Source organism: Comamonas sp. 14P8.1.4 (assembly GCF_057799285.1).
This window is the reverse complement of sequence record NZ_JBYOKN010000005.1, coordinates 1-17,928: the sequence shown is the minus strand read 5'-3', so window position 1 is coordinate 17,928 and position 17,928 is coordinate 1. Positions and strand designations below refer to the sequence as shown.

Annotated in this window: 15 protein-coding genes; 6 read left to right on the top strand and 9 right to left on the bottom strand. The window is 59.6% G+C overall.

Annotated features, from left to right (window positions below):
• The first annotated feature begins 185 nt into the window (after nt 1-185).
• The 4 genes from rho (at nt 186) to AC27VO_RS10320 (ending at nt 5,074) form a co-directional block, all read left to right on the top strand.
• Nucleotides 186-1,448, top strand: coding sequence for a transcription termination factor Rho (gene rho / locus AC27VO_RS10335; protein ID WP_488666637.1), 1,263 nt, complete (start codon nt 186-188; stop codon nt 1,446-1,448).
• Nucleotides 1,449-1,587: 139 nt separating this feature from the next.
• On the top strand, nt 1,588-1,833 hold the full coding sequence (locus tag AC27VO_RS10330) for a type B 50S ribosomal protein L31 (RefSeq protein WP_488666636.1): 246 nt from the start codon (nt 1,588-1,590) through the stop codon (nt 1,831-1,833).
• A 174-nt stretch (nt 1,834-2,007) separates the two neighbouring features.
• Nucleotides 2,008-3,708, top strand: coding sequence for a hypothetical protein (locus tag AC27VO_RS10325; RefSeq protein ID WP_488666635.1), 1,701 nt, complete (start codon nt 2,008-2,010; stop codon nt 3,706-3,708).
• A gap of 25 nt (nt 3,709-3,733) precedes the next feature.
• Nucleotides 3,734-5,074 carry an MATE family efflux transporter gene (locus AC27VO_RS10320; RefSeq protein WP_488666634.1) on the top strand — a complete coding sequence of 447 codons (1,341 nt, stop codon included), beginning with the start codon at nt 3,734-3,736 and terminating at the stop codon, nt 5,072-5,074.
• A 43-nt stretch (nt 5,075-5,117) separates the two neighbouring features.
• On the opposite strand, the gene phoR is transcribed toward AC27VO_RS10320, so the two are convergent.
• The 7 genes from phoR to pstS form a co-directional block, all read right to left on the bottom strand.
• A complete protein-coding gene (gene phoR, locus AC27VO_RS10315) occupies nt 5,118-6,491 on the bottom strand; it encodes a phosphate regulon sensor histidine kinase PhoR (protein ID WP_488666633.1) in 1,374 nt (457 codons plus the stop codon).
• A 9-nt stretch (nt 6,492-6,500) separates the two neighbouring features.
• Nucleotides 6,501-7,193: a phosphate regulon transcriptional regulator PhoB gene (phoB, locus tag AC27VO_RS10310; protein ID WP_488666632.1), complete on the bottom strand. Its 693-nt coding sequence runs from the start codon at nt 7,191-7,193 to the stop codon at nt 6,501-6,503.
• A 16-nt stretch (nt 7,194-7,209) separates the two neighbouring features.
• Nucleotides 7,210-7,911, bottom strand: coding sequence for a phosphate signaling complex protein PhoU (gene phoU / locus AC27VO_RS10305; RefSeq protein WP_488666631.1), 702 nt, complete (start codon nt 7,909-7,911; stop codon nt 7,210-7,212).
• Nucleotides 7,912-7,929: 18 nt separating this feature from the next.
• The gene (gene pstB, locus AC27VO_RS10300) at nt 7,930-8,733 is read right to left on the bottom strand and encodes a phosphate ABC transporter ATP-binding protein PstB (protein WP_488666630.1); all 804 of its coding nucleotides are present in this window, start codon (nt 8,731-8,733) and stop codon (nt 7,930-7,932) included.
• 18 nt (nt 8,734-8,751) lie between these two features.
• A complete protein-coding gene (gene pstA, locus AC27VO_RS10295; RefSeq protein ID WP_488666629.1) occupies nt 8,752-9,636 on the bottom strand; it encodes a phosphate ABC transporter permease PstA in 885 nt (294 codons plus the stop codon).
• Nucleotides 9,633-10,646: a phosphate ABC transporter permease subunit PstC gene (gene pstC / locus AC27VO_RS10290; RefSeq protein WP_488666628.1), complete on the bottom strand. Its 1,014-nt coding sequence runs from the start codon at nt 10,644-10,646 to the stop codon at nt 9,633-9,635. Before pstC ends, pstA begins: the two co-directional genes overlap by 4 nt.
• Before the next feature lie 89 nt (nt 10,647-10,735).
• Nucleotides 10,736-11,776 (bottom strand): phosphate ABC transporter substrate-binding protein PstS, encoded by a 1,041-nt coding sequence (gene pstS / locus AC27VO_RS10285; protein WP_488666627.1) that lies wholly within the window; start codon nt 11,774-11,776, stop codon nt 10,736-10,738.
• 266 nt (nt 11,777-12,042) lie between these two features.
• On the opposite strand from pstS, the gene AC27VO_RS10280 reads away from it, so the two are divergent.
• Nucleotides 12,043-13,524: a Ppx/GppA phosphatase family protein gene (locus AC27VO_RS10280; protein WP_488666626.1), complete on the top strand. Its 1,482-nt coding sequence runs from the start codon at nt 12,043-12,045 to the stop codon at nt 13,522-13,524.
• A 223-nt stretch (nt 13,525-13,747) separates the two neighbouring features.
• Here the strand turns inward: AC27VO_RS10280 and ppk1 are convergent, their stop codons facing one another.
• Nucleotides 13,748-15,838 carry a polyphosphate kinase 1 gene (gene ppk1 / locus AC27VO_RS10275; RefSeq protein WP_488666625.1) on the bottom strand — a complete coding sequence of 697 codons (2,091 nt, stop codon included), beginning with the start codon at nt 15,836-15,838 and terminating at the stop codon, nt 13,748-13,750.
• 208 nt (nt 15,839-16,046) lie between these two features.
• Here ppk1 and AC27VO_RS10270 point away from each other — a divergent pair, with 208 nt between their 5' ends.
• Nucleotides 16,047-16,967, top strand: coding sequence for a Ppx/GppA phosphatase family protein (locus AC27VO_RS10270; protein ID WP_488666624.1), 921 nt, complete (start codon nt 16,047-16,049; stop codon nt 16,965-16,967).
• 87 nt (nt 16,968-17,054) lie between these two features.
• Here AC27VO_RS10270 and AC27VO_RS10265 read toward each other — a convergent pair whose 3' ends face one another.
• Nucleotides 17,055-17,792 (bottom strand): 16S rRNA pseudouridine(516) synthase, encoded by a 738-nt coding sequence (locus AC27VO_RS10265; protein ID WP_488666623.1) that lies wholly within the window; start codon nt 17,790-17,792, stop codon nt 17,055-17,057.
• Between the last annotated feature and the right edge of the window lie 136 nt (nt 17,793-17,928).

Genomic DNA, 17,928 nt, shown 5'->3' with positions numbered 1-17,928 from the left:
ACACAAACTAGTGTGCAATTTGCTTTCTTTTCCTGTCATAATCAATTCCCGATCACGCCCCAAAGCATTGGCGGCCGCTTCTGATCATCTTGGCAAGCCATCGACGTACTGCGCTCCTCGCCGATTACTCTGGCATTCGCCACATCCCCAGATTTCTTTGAACTCCTTGCAAGGAGTAACTCCAGATGCACCTTAACGAACTCAAGGCACTGCACGTGTCTGAAGTGTTGAAGCAGGCCGAAGCGCTTGAGATTGAAAACACAGGCCGCATGCGCAAGCAAGAGCTGATGTTTGCCATCATTAAAAAGCGTGCCAAAGCGGGTGAACAAGTGTTTGCCGACGGCGTGCTGGAAATCTTGCCTGACGGCTTCGGCTTTCTGCGCAGCCCTGACACCAGCTTCACAGCCAGCACGGACGACATCTATATCTCGCCCAGCCAGGTCCGCCGCTTCAATTTGCACACCGGCGACATGATCGAAGGCGAAGTGCGCACACCCAAGGATGGTGAGCGTTACTTTGCACTGACCAAGCTGGACAAGGTCAACGGTAACTCGCCCGAATCGAACAAGCACAAGGTGATGTTCGAAAACTTGACGCCTCTGTTCCCCAAGGAACAGATGAAGCTCGAGCGCGACATCAAGGCCGAAGAAAACATCACCGGCCGCATCATCGACATCATTGCGCCCATCGGCCGTGGCCAGCGTGCACTGATCGTGGCACCGCCCAAGAGCGGCAAGACCATGATGATGCAGCACATCGCCCACGCCATCACAGCTAACAACCCCGATGTGCACCTGATGGTGTTGCTGGTGGATGAGCGCCCTGAAGAAGTGACGGAAATGCAGCGCTCTGTGAAGGGCGAAATCATTGCCTCTACCTTCGACGAGCCTGCATCGCGCCACGTGCACGTGGCCGAGATGGTGATTGAGCGCGCCAAGCGCCTGGTCGAGCTGAAGAAGGACGTGGTGATCCTGCTGGACTCCATCACCCGTCTGGCTCGTGCCTACAACAACGTCGTGCCTTCTTCGGGCAAGGTGCTGTCGGGCGGCGTGGACTCCAACGCCCTGCACCGCCCCAAGCGCTTCTTTGGCGCGGCGCGCAATGTGGAAGAAGGCGGCTCGCTGACCATCATCGCCACAGCCCTAGTCGACACCGGCTCGCGCATGGACGAAGTGATCTTTGAAGAATTCAAGGGCACCGGCAACAGCGAAGTGCACCTGAGCCGCCGTCTGTACGAAAAGCGCGTGTTCCCTGCGATCGAACTCTCCAAGAGTGGCACCCGCCGTGAAGAGCTGCTGCTGCCGCCAGAGATCTTGCAAAAGACGCGCATCCTGCGTCAATTCATGTACAACATGGACGAAATCGAATCGATGGAACTCATGATCAAGAACATGAAGCAGACCAAGACCAATGTCGAATTCTTCGACATGATGCGCCGCGGCGGCTGATAACCCGCTCGCTTTGCAGAAATTTCACCCCTCACGCTATAATGGGGGGCTTTTATTGCGGAAAGTATGTGGAATGCATTTTCGAAGCAAAGGTTGCTTCGGGTTCGACACGGCTGCCGCACTTGACTAAAGGAAGATCATGAAAGAAGGCATTCACCCCGATTACCGTGAAGTTCTGTTCGTAGACATGTCCAACGACTTCAAGTTCGTGACACGTTCTTGCGTTCCTACCAAGGAAACAGAAACTTTCGAAGGCAAGGAATATCCTCTGTTCAAGCTGGATACTTCTTCTGAATCGCACCCCTTCTACACCGGCACTCAAAAGTCGGTGGACAACATGGGCGGCCGCGTGGAAAAGTTCCGCAACCGTTTCGGCAAGAAGTAATTTTTTACTTCTCCGCAAAAAAGGCAGCCAGGGCAACCGGGCTGCCTTTTCTTTTTGGGTCCCTGACACCTCTACGCGACGTCAGCACCGCTGCACAACGCGTGCACTCGTGGCATGCTTGACCCCCATCTTCGCTTTACTCCTGCCCTGCACCGCGCAGCTGCCATTGCTTTCATGAACCCGCCCTCACCCGCCATCGTTGCTCAGAATGCCGTCCGCAGCCTCCCACGCTGGATCATGCTGCTGCTGTGCGCTACCTATACCCTCGCTGGCTTTGTCGGTCGGGGTCCCTGGCGCGAAGTGGACATTACGACGTTTGGCTATATGCAAGCAATGGCCCAAGGGCACAGTTCATGGTTCCAGCCGCAACTGGACGGCATGAGCGCCAGCGCACCCGGGTTGCTCCAATACTGGCTGGGCGCCTGGGCGCTCAAGCTCCTGCCGGCAGCCATGCCAGCTGATTTGGTCGTGCGCCTGCCTTTCGTGCTGCTGCTGGCACTGGCATTGCTGTGCACATGGCGTGCCGTCTTCAGTCTGGCACGGACACCGGGGGCTCAGCCCGTGGCCTTCGCCTTCGGCGGCGAGGCCTCGCCCATCGACTATGCGCGCGCCATGGCTGACGGTGGCTTGCTCGCTGTCATGGCCTGCCTGGGGCTGGCGCAGATCTCGCACGAGACCAGCCACACCTTGGTTCAGCTGACTGCGGTCTGCGCCGTTTTCTTTGCGGCGGCTGCCATGTGGTGGCAGCCCAAACTGTCAGCGATCACCGCTTTACTCGGCTTGCTGGCGCTGGCGCTGGCTGGCGCCCCCTCCATGGCCATGCTGCTGGGGTTGGGCGCTATGGCGATGACGCTCTACACCCAGGCCCCCAAGCCGCCTCAGCGCTACAGCTGGGCTGCGTGGTGGGCACTGTCCATGGCGGTCGCTGCGGCGGCGGCCTGGGCCCTGGGACTGTGGGAATACCGCCTGATCAACCCATGGGAGCAAGGCAAAGACTGGCAAAGCATGGCCCGCTTGCTCACGTGGTTCAGCTGGCCTGCCTGGCCGCTGGCCGTGTGGGCGCTCTGGCGCTGGCGCTGGCAGCTCCAGCGCCCCACCCGCAACCCGCACGTGGTCTGGCCACTGTGGCTGTGGGCGATTGCCTTGTTCTGCACCATCTTCACCCTCGAAGGTGACCGCGCCCTGATTCTGTCTCTGCCGGCCATCGCTGCCTTGGCGGCCTTTGCACTGCCCACCTTCAAGCGCAGCCTGGGCGCTTTGATTGATTGGCTGACACTGTTCTTCTTCTCCATCTCGGCCATCACGATCTGGGTGGTCTGGATTTCGATACAAACCGGCTTCCCTGCCAAACCGGCAGAGAACGTGCAGCGCCTGGCCGTCGGTTTTGAGCCTTCGTTTGCATTGTTTCCGTTCTTGGTGGCCGTGGCAGCAACCCTGGGCTGGTTCTTGCTGGTCGCATGGCGCACCCGGCGCCACCGTGCAGCCATTTGGAAGAGCCTGGCCGTACCTGCCGGTGGTACGGTCCTCGGCTGGGTGCTGCTGATGACGCTGTGGCTACCCATGCTGGACTATGGCCGCAGCTATGCCCCCCACGTAAATGCCGTCGCCCGAGCCATGCCGCCACGGGTGCAATGTGTGCACACCCTCGGATTCAGCCCGACCTTGACCACCGCCTTCCGCTTTCACACGTCTTGGCAGCTGCAACGCGGCTTGCCGCAATCCAGCAGTGGCACAACGTGCAACTGGTTGATCGCCACGCCCGCAGCCTGGTCTGCCGTGGACGCCGACACCGCGGCCCAATGGCAGCTGAAAGAACAGGTCAGCCGCCCCACCGACCGCCGCGATCACCTGCTGGTCTTGCAGCGCAAGCCCTGAAGCACAAGCGATGCAGGAGTGATCGATGCGTGAACTTGCCACCATTGCGCGGCATGCGGGCACCGTGCTGGCCGGGCAACTGGCGGTCATGGCCTTCGGTATCACCGACACCATTGTGGCGGGCCGTTTTTCCTCCGAAGCCTTGGCCGCGCTGTCTGTGGCTTCTGCCGTTTTTGTGAGCGTTTTTGTCTCACTCATGGGCATTTTGCAGGCCCTGCTCCCCATCTGGGCCGAGCAGCACGGCAAGCAGGAAACCACGGGCATTGGCGCCTCTTTTCGCCAAGCGCTCTATCTGGCAGCCGGGCTTTCGCTGCTGGGCATGCTGATTCTGGTCTTTCCCGATCCGATTTTGGCGTGGACGGAAGTGCCACAGGCCATGCAAGCTGATGTCCGTGCCTACCTGCTGATTGTGGGCCTGGCACTGCCCTCGGCCATGTTCTTTCGTCTCTACACCACGCTCAATCAGGCGCTGGGACACCCACAGCTGGTGACATGGCTGCAGGTCGGCGCCCTGGCGCTGAAGGTGCCGCTGTCGATCTGGTTCACGTTTGGTGGCTGGGGCCTTGCCGCCCAAGGTGCGGCCGGTTGTGCCTGGGCCACGTTGCTGGTGGACTACGCCATTGCCATCTTGGCGGTGGTGCTCATGCGCCGCCAGCAGTTGTATGCCCCCCTGCAGCTGTGGCAACGCATAGAGCCGCCCGACTGGCAGCGCCTGGGGGCTTTCTTGCGCCTGGGGGTTCCTGCCGGGTTGTCAATTTTGGTGGAAGTCACCTCCTTTACCCTGATTGCCCTGTTCGTCGCACGGCAAGGGGCTCTGGCTTCTGCCAGCCACCAGATTGCCGCCAATCTGGCCGCTGTGTGCTACATGGTGCCACTGTCACTGGGCATTGCCATCAGCGCACGGGTGAGCTGGTGGCGCGGCCAGGGCAATGAAGCACAGGCCCAGCAGCTGGCATGGCTGGGGGTCAAGATCTCTATGGTCAGCGGCATTGTGCTGTGCGCTGTCTTGCTACTGGCACACAACCATCTGCCTCGCCTGTACACCAAAGATCCCGACGTGCGAGCGCTGGCTGGCGCGCTGCTGCTGTGGGTGGCGCTCTACCACGCGTCCGACAGCATCCAGTGTGTCTGCATTTTCCTGCTGCGCTGCTGGCGTGTGACGGTCGCCCCCCTCATCGTGTATTGCGGCACCCTATGGGGCGGCGCGCTGGGCGGCGGCTACTGGTTGGCTTATAAAAATGAAGCTACCAGCGCTTACTGGGCAACGGTTCCAACACCTTTTTGGATTGGAAGTGCTGTAGCACTAGCGCTAGTAGCTATTATTTTTGCACTCCTGCTGCGCAAGGTATTGCAAGCACACCAATAAAAAAAACGGCCCGCGCAGGCCGTTTTTTTATCCATTCCTAGCATTACGGGGGCGGTGCAATGCCTGGCGTATTCACCACTGTTCGAGCGCTGCGCAAGCGGCTAGCAGGAAATACGGCGCTGAACGTGGCCCCTGCGCCCAGCTGACTTTGGATGTCGAGCTTGGCACCATGGCGCTGCAGCGCATGCTTGACAATCGCCAAGCCCAAACCTGTGCCGCCGGTATCGCGAGAGCGGCTGCGGTCCACGCGGTAAAAGCGCTCGGTCAAACGGCCGATGTGGGCCGCATCAATGCCAGGACCGGAATCTTTGACCGAGAAACAAGCACTGCCATCGGCTTGCACCTCCCAGCGCACTTGCACACTGCCACCGGCCGGGGTGTAACGCAGTGCATTGCTGATGAGGTTAGAGAACGCGCTGATCAGCTCGGCCTGCGTGCCGGCAATTTCCCAATCCATGCCCGGTGCGTCGGCCGCTGGAAAACTGATGGCATGTACCGTGCCGCTGCCCTTGGAGAGCAGCTTGGACAAGGCCTGCGCCTCCACCGCGCACTGGCGCAGCATGGCCGACACGGACAGCCAGTCATTGAAGCCCGGGGGCGGACTGCCTTCCAGGCGCGAGAGCGTCAGCAAATCCTGCACCAGGTTTTGCATGCGCCCGGCCTGCTGGGCCATCAGCGCCAGATAGTGCTTGTTTTCCTCGGGGGACAGCTCCAGGGTCTGCAATGTCTCGACAAAGCCCACCAGCACCGTCAGCGGCGTACGGATTTCATGCGAGACATTGGCCACAAAATCTCGGCGCATCGCCTCCGCCTGCTCCAGCGCCGTGATGTCACGCGCCAGCAGCAGGTGGCGCCCATCTCCGTAAGGGTAGATATGCACGGACAGCATCACCGGCCGTGAGGAAGAGCTTTCCCGCCCCCCCATCAGCACCGAATGAGAAAAATCCTGGCTGGCCCAGTAGCTGCTGAAGGCCGGGTCACGCACCAGGTTGCCAATGGTTTGCTGAATGTCACGCTGGGCATCAAAGCCAAAATGGCGCTCTGCCATGTGGTTGCACCATTCGATGTGCCCTGTGGCATCCAGCAGCACCAAACCATTCGGGCTAGCCTGCAAAGCAGCCAGGATGTCTTGCACGCGCTGCTCGGCAGCCAGCATGGCCTGCTCGCGGGTACGGACTGCGCGGCGCATATACGTGGCCAGCATGCCCCACATGCCTTTCAGCCGGGGCGCCGTCGCCAGGTCTTCCTGCATCAGCCAATGGCGCAGGCGCCGTGCCTGCCAGTGATCCCACACCAGCCACAGCCACACCGCCAGCACCATGCCAGCCGGCGCTGCCCACAGCCCCCATAGCCACGCAGCCAGGCCGCCCAGCACCGTCTGCCACAGCAGCAACTCTATCCAGCGCCAGGCCACCATCACCCGTCCTTACGCTGTCGCGCACAGGCGATAGCCTGCGCCGCGCACGGTTTCAACCAGGCTGCCTGCATCACCCAACGCCTCACGCAAGCGCTTGATGTGTACGTCGACCGTGCGCTCTTCAATGTAGACATGGTCGCCCCACACCTTGTCCAGCAGTTGCGCACGGCTGTGCACACGCTCGGGGTTGTGCATGAGGTGGCTGAGCAGCTTGAACTCGGTTGGCCCCAGTTTGAGCAATTGCTCCTGGTAAGTCACCCGGTGGGTTTCACTGTCGAGCACCAGCGCCCCAACCTGCACACGCTCACCCGCTTGTTCAGGCGTGCGGCGGCGCAGCACCGCACGAATGCGTGCCAGCAGCTCCTGGGTCGAAAAAGGCTTGGTGATGTAGTCATCCGCTCCGGCATCCAGGCCCGCGATCTTGTCCGGCTCATCCCCGCGCGCCGTCAGCATCAAGATCGGAACTTGCTTGGTGCGGGCATCTGCGCGCCACTTGCGTGCCAGATTCAGCCCACTGGCGCCGCCGGGCAGCATCCAGTCCAGCAAAATCACATCCGGCAAAGCCGCATCCAACTCGCGCTGCGCGCTCACTCCATCTTCGGCCCACAGCGGCGTAAACCCGTTGTGGCGCAAATTCACAGCAATCAGCTCGGCAATCGCTGGCTCGTCTTCCACGATCAGTACTTGCGGCAATTTCTTCATGCTTCTTACCCGATGTTTAACGCACGGTGGACTCGATCACATCCATGGATTGGTGGCGAATGTCTTTGCCCTCCACCAAGTAGATGATGAGTTCTGCCACGTTCTTGGAATGATCGCCAATGCGCTCGATCGCCTTGGCCAGAAAGAGCAGGTCCAGGCTGGACGAAATGGTGCGGGGATCTTCCATCATGTAGGTGATGAGTTTGCGCACAAAACCGTCAAACTCTTCATCAATCAGGTCATCTTCCTTGAGGATGCCCAAGGCAGCCTTGGTATCCAGCCGTGCCAGCGCATCCAAGGCCTTGCGCAGCAAGGCAGATGCCATCTCAGCAGCCACACGCAGCTCACTCGAAGGCAAGGCTCGTGCAGCACCACTTTCGATGATGGATTTGACCATGCGCGCCATTTTGTGCGCCTCGTCGCCCATGCGCTCCAGGTTGGCCGTAACCTTGGAAAAAGCCATCAACATGCGCAAATCGCGCGCAGTGGGCTGGCGCCGGCCAATGATGGAGGCCAGCTCGTAGTCAATCTCCACCTCCATTGCATTCACACGCTCTTCCAGCGCGGCCACTTGCTGTACGGCCTCCAGGTTGAACTGTGTCAGCGCATAAATAGCCTGGCTGATCTGGCGCTCCACCAAACCACCCAGCTCCATCACCCGTGACGAAACGCGGTTGAGTTCACTGTCAAATTGGGTCGACAAATGCTTATCGGGCATAGAACTGTCTCCTGAAAATTAACCGAACCGGCCGGTGATGTAGTCTTCGGTCTCGCGGCGCTGGGGTTTGAAGAACAGCTGCTCAGTCTCACCAAACTCCACCAGGTCTCCCAGGTACATATAGGCGGTGTAATCGCTGCAACGTGCCGCCTGCTGCATGTTGTGGGTCACGATGACCACGGTGTAGTCGTTCTTGAGTTCGGCAATCAGCTCTTCCACCTTGGCCGTGGAGATCGGGTCCAGCGCCGAGCATGGCTCGTCGAGCAACAACACCTCCGGCTTGATGGCAATGCCGCGTGCAATGCACAGTCGTTGCTGCTGGCCACCGGACAAACTGGAGCCACTTTGCTGCAACTTGTCTTTCACCTCGGTCCACAGCGCAGCCTTGCGCAGGGCCCACTCCACACGCTCATCCATGTCCGCGCCATCCAGGCTTTCGAACAACTTCACGCCAAAAGCGATGTTGTCGTAAATCGACATGGGAAACGGTGTCGGTTTTTGAAACACCATCCCCACTTTGGCGCGGATCAGCGCCACATCTTGCTTGCTGGTCAGCAGGTTTTCACCGTCTAGCAAAATCTGGCCTTCAGCACGCTGTTCGGGGTACAGCTCAAACATACGGTTGAAAGTGCGCAGCAGGGTTGATTTGCCGCAGCCCGAAGGGCCGATAAAGGCCGTGACCTTGTTTTCTGGAATTTCCAGATTGATATTTTTGAGTGCGTGGAACTTGCCGTAGTAGAAGTTCAAGTCCCGCACCGACAACTTGGCATTGCCAGAAATAGGCGCTACAGCGGCAGGTGCCGTCATGTTGGCAGTTGACATATCGAATCCTTGCAATCGTTACTTCTGGCGCGTGAGTACGCGCGCCAAGATATTCAGGCCCAGTACGGCCACGGTAATCAGGAAGACTCCGGCCCATGCCAGTTGCTGCCAGTTTTCATACGGGCTCATGGCGAACTTGAAGATGGTCACCGGCAAGCTAGCCATGGGTTTGGACAGATCGCCATTCCAGAACTGGTTGTTCAGCGCCGTAAACAGCAGCGGTGCCGTCTCCCCGGCAATGCGGGCCACTGCCAGCAGCACGCCAGTAATCACCCCCGCCCGCGCCGCGCGCAGCGTGATGGACAGGATCACCTTCCATTTGGGGGTACCCAGGGCATAGGCCGCTTCCCGCAGGGCGGCGGGCACCAGGGTGAGCATGTTCTCTGTGGTGCGAATGACCACGGGAATCACAATCAGCGCCAGCGCCACGATGCCAGCGTAGGCCGAGAAGCTCTTGAAACGTGCCACCACCACGGCATACACAAACAAGCCGATCACGATGGAGGGCGCCGACAACAAGATGTCGTTCACAAACCGTGTGGTGCCAGCCAGCCAGCTGCGCTTGTCATATTCGGCCAGATACACACCGGCCATCACCCCAATGGGGGTTCCCACACAGGTGGCCAGCGCCACCATAACAAAGGAGCCAAAGATCGCATTGGCCAGGCCGCCCTCCTCATTGGGCGGCGGCGTCATATCGCTGAACAGCGCAAAGCTGAGCCCACCCAGGCCCAAGCGAATGGTTTCCCACAAAATCCAGATCAGCCAGAACACACCAAAGGCCATGGCTGCCAGAGACAAGGTCAGGGCAATTTGGTTCAGCCGTTTGCGCTTGGCAAAACGTGCTTGGCGCTCGGCATGGAGTTTTTCCGCTGAAATCAGTTTTTCGCTGGAGGTACTCATGTGCGTGCGCCCTCATTCTTTTGCAAGCGATTGAGCAAGAGCTTAGAGAATGCCAGCACCACAAAGGTGATGAAGAACAGTGCCAGGCCCAGATAGATCAACGATGCCTGGTGCAAGCCCTCACCGGCTTCGGCAAACTCATTGGCCAGTGCCGAAGTGATGCTATTGGCCGCTTCAAACATCGACAGCGAATTGAGCTGGTTCATATTGCCGATCACAAAGGTCACCGCCATGGTCTCTCCCAGCGCGCGGCCCAGGCCCAGCATGATGCCGCCCAGCACACCCGCCTTGGTATAAGGCAGCACCACTTTCCACACCACTTCCCAGGTCGTCGCACCAAGTCCGTAGGCCGACTCTTTGAGCAGTGCAGGCGTCACTTCAAACACATCCCGCATCACCGAAGCGATGAAGGGGATGATCATGATGGCCAAAATAATACCGGCCGACAAAATGCCGATCCCCACCGGAGGGCCAGATACCAGCGCCCCCAGATAGGGCACGCCATCCAGCAGACTCTGCAGCGGTTGCTGTACATACGTTGCCAGCACAGGACCGAAAACCATCAGGCCCCACATACCGTAAACGATGGAGGGCACCGCAGCCAGCAATTCAATAGCAGTACCCAGCGGGCGCTTGAGCCAGCTGGGTGCCAGTTCGGTCAAAAAGAGGGCAATCCCGAAGCTCACCGGCACGGCAATGACCAGGGCAATCAGCGAGGTCATCAGCGTGCCGTAAATCATCACCAGGCCACCGTACTGGTCCTGCACGGGATCCCATTCGGTTCGGGTGAAAAAGCCCAGTCCATATTCATGAATCGCAGGCCATGCACCGACAAACAAGGAACCCATGATGGCCAGCAACAGACCCAATGTCACGAAAGCAGCGCCCTTGGCCAGCCATGCGAACAAATGGTCTGTCCAGCCAGACGCCGCCCAGCGTTTGCGCTGCGGGGGCTGTCTGCGATTGGCTACAGGCTGTTGCCGCGTAGCCGCCGCATTGGCAGAAGACATGGATGAGGACACTGATGCCACCTCTTTACAAAAACTAGGTCTGCCCAGCACACATGCACCAGGCAGGATGTCACGGTCAGATCCGCCGATTACTTCCAGGACACGGGCTTGCCAGCGCCGTCCTTGATCTCAGCCCAGGCCTTGAACACTTGCGCCTTCACCGCCTCAGGCATGGGCACATAGTCCAGGCCGTTCGCTGTCGCATCGCCACCCTTATACGCCCAGTCAAAGAACTTCAGCGTAGTCGCAGCTTGCTCAGGCTTGTCCTGCACTTTGTGCATCAAGATGAACGTGGCGCTGGTGATGGGCCATGCTTCCTTGCCAGGCTTGTTGTTCAAGATTTGATAGAAGCTCTTGCTCCAGTCGGCACCCGCAGCGGCTGCCTTGAAGCTGCCTTCGTTGGGCGAGACAAACTGGCCTTCGCTGTTTTTCAGCACCGCATAGGTCAGCTTGTTTTGCTTCACGTAGGCATATTCCACATAGCCAATGGAGTTGGCCAGGCGCCCCACAAAGGCTGCCACACCTTCATTGCCCTTGCCACCCGCACCGGTGGGCCAGTTCACGGCCTTGCCTTCGCCAACTTTGTCTTTCCACTCGGGGTTCACCTGGCTGAGGTAATTGGTAAAGCCAAAGGTGGTTCCCGAGCCGTCCGCACGGCGCACCGGCGTGATCTTGCCATCAGGCAGCGCCACCCCGGGGTTCAGCGCAGTGATCGCGGGGTCATTCCACTTGGTGATCTTGCCCAAGTAAATATCGCCCAGCACCTGACCCGTCAGCTTCAGCTGGCCGGGTTGCACGCCCTTGATGTTCACCACAGGCACGATGCCGCCAATCACCGTCGGGAACTGCACCAGGCCCTTGGCTTCCAGATCTGCATCTTTCAAAGGCTCATCCGATGCGCCAAAGTCCACCGTCTTGGCTTCAATCTGCTTGAGGCCAGCGCTGGAGCCCACCGACTGGTAATTGATCTTGACGCCTGTCGCCTTGTTGTAATCCGCCGCCCACTTGGAGTACAGCGGCGCTGGGAAGCTGGCGCCTGCACCGGTGGCCTCTTGGGCCATCGCCACATTCAGCAAACCACCCGATACCAAGGCACCGGTTACCCAAATACGCATCATGGACATCTTCATGCAAGCACCTCTTTCGGTTAAGAACAAGATCGAAGAAAACTCGATGACGTGAATGTAAAAAGCGTTTGTGACACACCTATGACACTCTGAAATAAAAGGTTGAACCCTCCAAAAACCACAGTGTGCATCTTTCAAAAAATTGTCATGACGCCGTCACATGGCATCTCTAGCATCGCGCCCTCGCACCTTGTCTTACAGGTTTTTCGCAGCACCAGGCAGCGGTGGCTGATAAGCTGCGCTTTTTCTGCCGTTCGCTGAACTTTCCCATGAACAATGCGCTTGCCCTGGCAGCCGTAGACCTCGGCTCCAACAGTTTCCGCCTTGAAATTGGTAGCTATGAGCACCACCAGATGCATCGGGTGGAATACCTCAAAGAAACCGTGCGCCAGGGCAATGGCCTCGACAGCCAGCGCAACCTCACCCAGGAATCGATGGAGCGCGGCTGGGATTGCCTGGCGCGCTTTGGTGAACGCCTGCGCGGATTTCAAGCGGAGCATGTCCGTGCAGTCGCTACGCAAACCCTGCGCGAAGCCCGCAACCGCGATGTCTTTATTGACCGCGCTAGCGAACTCCTGGGCTTTCCCATCGAAGTCATCTCTGGCGAAGAAGAAGCCGCGCTGATTTACCGCGGCGTTATCAGCCAGCTGCCTGCCTCCGATGAACACCGCCTGGTCATTGATATTGGAGGGCGCTCCACCGAATTTGTGCTGGGCCAAAACAGCGTGACCCACGCCGTGGCTTCCTACCGCATTGGCAGTGTGGCCTGGACCTCGCGCTACTTCCCCCAGGGCGAACTCACGCCCGAAGCTTTTCGCACCGCCGAAATTGCCGCGCGCGCTGTCCTTGATGAAGCCCTGGACACCTTCAGCCCGGGCAGCTGGGATGTGGCCTACGCATCGGCAGGCACAGCCAATGCCGTGGGCGATACCCTGGCGGCCAATGGCCAGGGCCAAGGCGTCATCACCCGCGCGGGCCTGGACTGGCTGCACCAGCAGCTGCTGCACGCCAAGCACATCGACAAAATCAAACTTGACGGCCTCAAGGAAGACCGCCGCCCTGTCGTTGCCGGCGGCCTGAGTGTGCTGCGCGCCGTGTTTGACCTGCTGGGTCTGGAGCGCATGGAAGTGGCCCAAGGTGCGCTGCGCATGGGGGTGCTCTACGGTTTGGTGGACAACGATGCCGCACAAGTGGGCGAAGGCGACATCCATACCGCCAGCGTCTTGGGGCTGATGCAACGCTTTGGCGTACACACCATGCATGCCCACCACGTGGCCGACACCGCGCAGCAACTGTGGCTGCAGCTGCACCCCCAAGAAACAGCCGCCCCTGCCGTGCTGGCATGGGCCGGTTTGCTGCATGAAGTGGGTTGCCGCATCGCGCGCAGCAACTACCACCGCCACAGCGCCTACATTCTGGAGCACTGCAACGCCCCCGGCTTTACCCCGGCAGAGCTGGCCCACCTGGGCGAGCTGGTGTTGGGCCACCGCGGCAAGCTGAAAAAAGTCGAATCGCTGATGCACCTGCCCGCCCACGCCGAGCAGCTGCTGTGCCTGCGTTTGGCCGTGGTGCTGTGCAACAGCCGCCGTGCCCCCGATATGACCGGTGTCCAGCTGCAGCGCCAGGGCCTGCACATGCAGCTGCACACACCGCCCGACTGGGCAACGCGCTTTCCCCTAAGTGCACAACTGCTGCACGAAGAAGCCGAAGCTGTGGCCAAAACCGACTGGCAACTGCAGTTGGATATGTAAAAAACAGAGCGTCTAGCGCTGATCCACACTTGTCTTCCGATGCTTTATGCATTGAAGCCATGGATTCACCAGCGCTTAATGCTCCTTTTTTCAAGAAACAACCGCTGATACAGACTGCTCCGCACCATCCCACCAAGGCACCTCGCATCTGATCTGTCCTAGGCATTCGCTAGATGCAAGCGGGCAAATCAGCACCTTGCTGCAAGCCCCCTCAACAGCAGACTCAGGCCCCGTACAACTGCATCAAGGCGTTTTGCGCACCACGCCCATCCTGCGGGTGCGCTGGTGGCAGATAACGCCCATCGGCTTGCTGCAGCCAGGCATCACGGTCATCGTGCAGATAGGCCACCAAGCATTCATCAATCACGCGCTGGCGCAACTTGGCGTCATGCACCGGCCACGCCAGCTCCACACGGCGCGTCATGTTGCGGCGCATCCAGTCGGCGCTGGACAGGTAGACATGCTCGTGCTGCGAACCCCAGGCAAAGTAAAACACCCGCGAATGCTCCAGCAGGCGCCCAATGATGGAGCGCACCCGAATGTTGTCCGTCACGCCCGGCACCTGCGGCGCCAGCATGCACGCACCACGCACGATCAGGTCAATCTGCACACCGGCCTGGCCAGCCTCGACCAGCGCTTGCATCAGCACCTCATCCGTCATCGCATTGGTCTTGATCACCACCCGCGCCTCGTCACCTTGCAGCGCGGCATGCTTGCAGGCCTGCAGATGCGCCAGCATGGTCTGCTGCAGCGCAAAAGGGGCCATGACCAGCTTGTCCAGTTGGGGCTTCACATTCGGGCTGGCCAAGTGGCGGAACACCGCATCCATATCGGCGGTCAGCACGGCATCACAGGTCAGATAGCTCAAATCCGTGTACATGCGTGCGGTCTTGGGGTTGTAGTTACCGGTCGACAAGTGGCCGTAGCGGCGCAGCCCCCGGCCTTCTCTGCGGGTGATCAGCAGCATCTTGCCGTGGGTCTTGAGCCCCACCACGCCATACACCACTTGCGCACCCACCGCTTCCAGCGCATCGGCCCAGTTGATGTTGGCCTCTTCGTCAAAACGCGCTTTCAGCTCCACCACGGCCATCACTTCCTTGCCCATGCGCACGGCTTTGGCCAGCAAGTCCATCAATTCAGACTTGGCACCGGTGCGGTAGATGGTCTGCTTGATCGCCACCACGGCTGGATCGTGCACCGCCTCCCGCAGCAACTCCAGCACCGCATCAAACTGCTCAAACGGCTGGTGGATCAGCACATCTTGCTTGCGCATCTGCGCCATCACCTTGGCTGCAGGCTTGAGCTGGCGCGGCCAGCTGCCCTGCCAGGGCTGAAACAGCATGTCTGGCGCATTGACCAGGTCAATCAGCTCGGTCAACCGCACCAAGTTCACCGGCCCCGGCACACGGAACAGTGCCTGCCGTGGCAAATCGAACTCCTGCAGCAAGGTGCTGGCCAAGAAGTCCGAGCAATGGCTGCTGACCTCCAGCCGCACCGCCTGCCCAAACTGGCGATAGGCCAGCTCCTCGCGCAACGCGGTGCGCAAGTCATCAACCTCGTCCTCTTCCACCAGCAACTCGGTGTTGCGCGTCACGCGGAACTGCACAGCCTCTACCACCTCACGGCCATCAAACAGCTCCGAGATGTGTGCGCGCACCATGCTCGACAGGCTCACAAACACCCGCTGGTGCCCGGAAATACTGGGCGGCAACTCCATCAGCCGGGGCAACGCGCGCGGCAGCTTCACAATCGCCACCTCATTGGCGCGGCCAAACGCATCGCAGCCCTTCAAGCGCACCACCATATTCAGTGACTTGTTGGCCACCTGCGGGAAGGGGTGGGCAGGGTCCAGCGCTACGGGCACCAGCAAAGGCTTGACCGCCTGCTGGAAATGCCGGTGCACCCAGCGCCGCTGTGTGGCGGTGCGCTCTTGGTTCGTCACCATGCGCAAGCCTGCCGTCTCAAAAGCCGGCAGCAGCGCTTCGTTGTACAGCGCATATTGGCGTGCCACCAGCTCTTGGGCCTTGTCCAGCAAGGCCAGACCGTCCGCCATGTTGTAGATACCTTGCGCCTGCGCATTCACTGCCGCAATATGGGGTGCGGCGCGCACTTCAAAAAATTCGTCCAGGTTGGAGGAGACGATGCACAAATAACGCAGCCGCTCCAGCAAAGGCACATCCACGCGGCGTGCCCACGCCATCACCCGTTCATTGAACGCCAGGATGCAATGGTCACGAGGGAGCAGTGCCAGTGGCGGCACATGCAGTGCCACCGAAGGGGAATGCAGCAGGCCACTAGGCAGTCTGTCAGGCATGGCACACCTGCCCACCTGCCATGACCTGATACAGCGCGATGAATGGTTCGGTCTTTGAATACATGAAAGCTCTTTGACGTTGCTGTATCAGTATCTCCAAGCGATATGACGAAAGCATGACAGCGCTGTGACATGCTTTCCGCAGCGAACCACTGGAATGACCGGCTTGTAATGGTAATCTGGCGGGCTGCGTATTTTCTTTTGCACCATGAAAGCTCCTCTGCTCGCCAGCATCGATATCGGATCCAATAGCATCTTGCTGCTTGTCGGCCGTATTGAGGATGGCCAGTTACAAGTAGAGCTGCAGCGCAAAGAGACCGTGCGCCTGGGCGGCGCCTTAGATAGCGAAGGCAACCTTGTGCCTGCCGCGCTAGAGCGGGGCCTGGAATGTCTGCGCCGCTACGCGGGGCTCATGTCCCACGTAGCACCGGAGCACCGCCGCGCGGTGGCCACACAAACCCTGCGTGAAGCGCACAACCGCGAAGTCTTTCTGACCCAGGCGCAAAGTATTTTGAGCTGCCCGGTGGAGCTGATTTCCGGCGAACGCGAAGCCGCCCTCATCTACCAGGGTGTCACCAGCCTGTTGCCCGCCACTGCCGAGCGCAGACTTGTCATCGACATCGGCGGCCGCTCCAGCGAGGTATGTATCGGCCAAGGCCGCCAGCTGCACATTGCCACGTCCTGCCCGATTGGCAGTGTGGCGTGGGCACAGCGTTTTTTTGGCGATGGATGCCTGAGCGCCGAGCGTTTTGCTGCAGCCGATGCCCAAGCCCAAGCACTGTTGCAGCAACACCTGGCACCACTCAAACAAGGGCGCTGGGAGCAGGTGTTTGGCTCATCCGGCACGGCAGGAGCCATCAGCAAAGCCCTGCATCAGGCAGGCTACCCTGCGGGGGAAATCACCCGACCCACCCTGTTCCAGCTCAAGCAGCAGCTCATCCACGCGGGGCATATCGATCGCCTGCCATTGCAGGGCTTGCGTGAAGAGCTGCGCCCAGTCATTGGTGGCGGGGTCAGCATCATGTGCTCTGTCTTCGATGTGCTGGGGCTCAACCACATGCGCATCGCACAAGGAGCGCTGCGTCATGGCGTGATGTTCGACATGCAGCAAACCCTCCAGCACACCTAACGCCACGCAGAGCAGCACAGCCACTACCGGCATAAAAAAAGCCAAGCTTTTTTGAACTTGGCTTTTTTTATATGCATCTTCACCCCATCAACGCAGCTGTTCCAAGTCCTGCGCACTGAGCCAGCGCCATTCGCCAGGCTGCATGTCTGCAGGCAAGGCCATGCTGCCGATCTTCCAGCGGTGCAACCCTTCCACACGGTTTCCAACCGCCGCCAGCATGCGCTTGACTTGGTGGTACTTGCCTTCTGTCAGCGTCAGGTCCAACACATTCTCTGCAATGATTTCGCAAGCCGCTGCCTTCACAGGCTTGGGATCATCATCCAGAACTACACCAGCAAGCAGCTTGTCGACCATGGCTTGGGTCACCGCATGCTTGGCCGTCACGCGGTATACCTTGGCCACATGCTTCTTGGGCGAGCTCATGCGGTGAATGAATTGACCATCATCGCTGAGCAGCAAAAAACCGGTGGTATCTTGGTCCAGACGGCCCACCGCCTGCAGCCCTTGCACGGCCGCCTTGTTGGGCCGCTGGCGCAGCGGCGCTGGCAACAAAGTGTAGATGCTGGGGTAGGCAGAAGGCTTCTGCGAGCACTCGGTACCCGCAGGCTTGTACAGCAGCACATAGCCTTTTTCATGGTAAACCCACTCCACGCCTTGCACACGAAAGCGCAGGCCCTCGGGCTCGTAATCCGCTGTTGAATCCGTCACCTTCACAGGCTCCGCAGCATCGCCCTCATACACCTCCACCCAGCCCTGCTGTACCAGGCCCGAGCATACGCGGCGAATCCCGAAACCTTGGGAGTAAAGAATGTCTTGCAACTGCATATTCATCACCTTGCCGCAGTCTGCGACTTTAAAAAACAGAGCACTTAGCGTGCACCCATCAATGCATTCACGCACATAAGATAGCAACACGCAGGCTACACAGCGCTAGCCGCTATCTATTTAAATTCATCGCCAC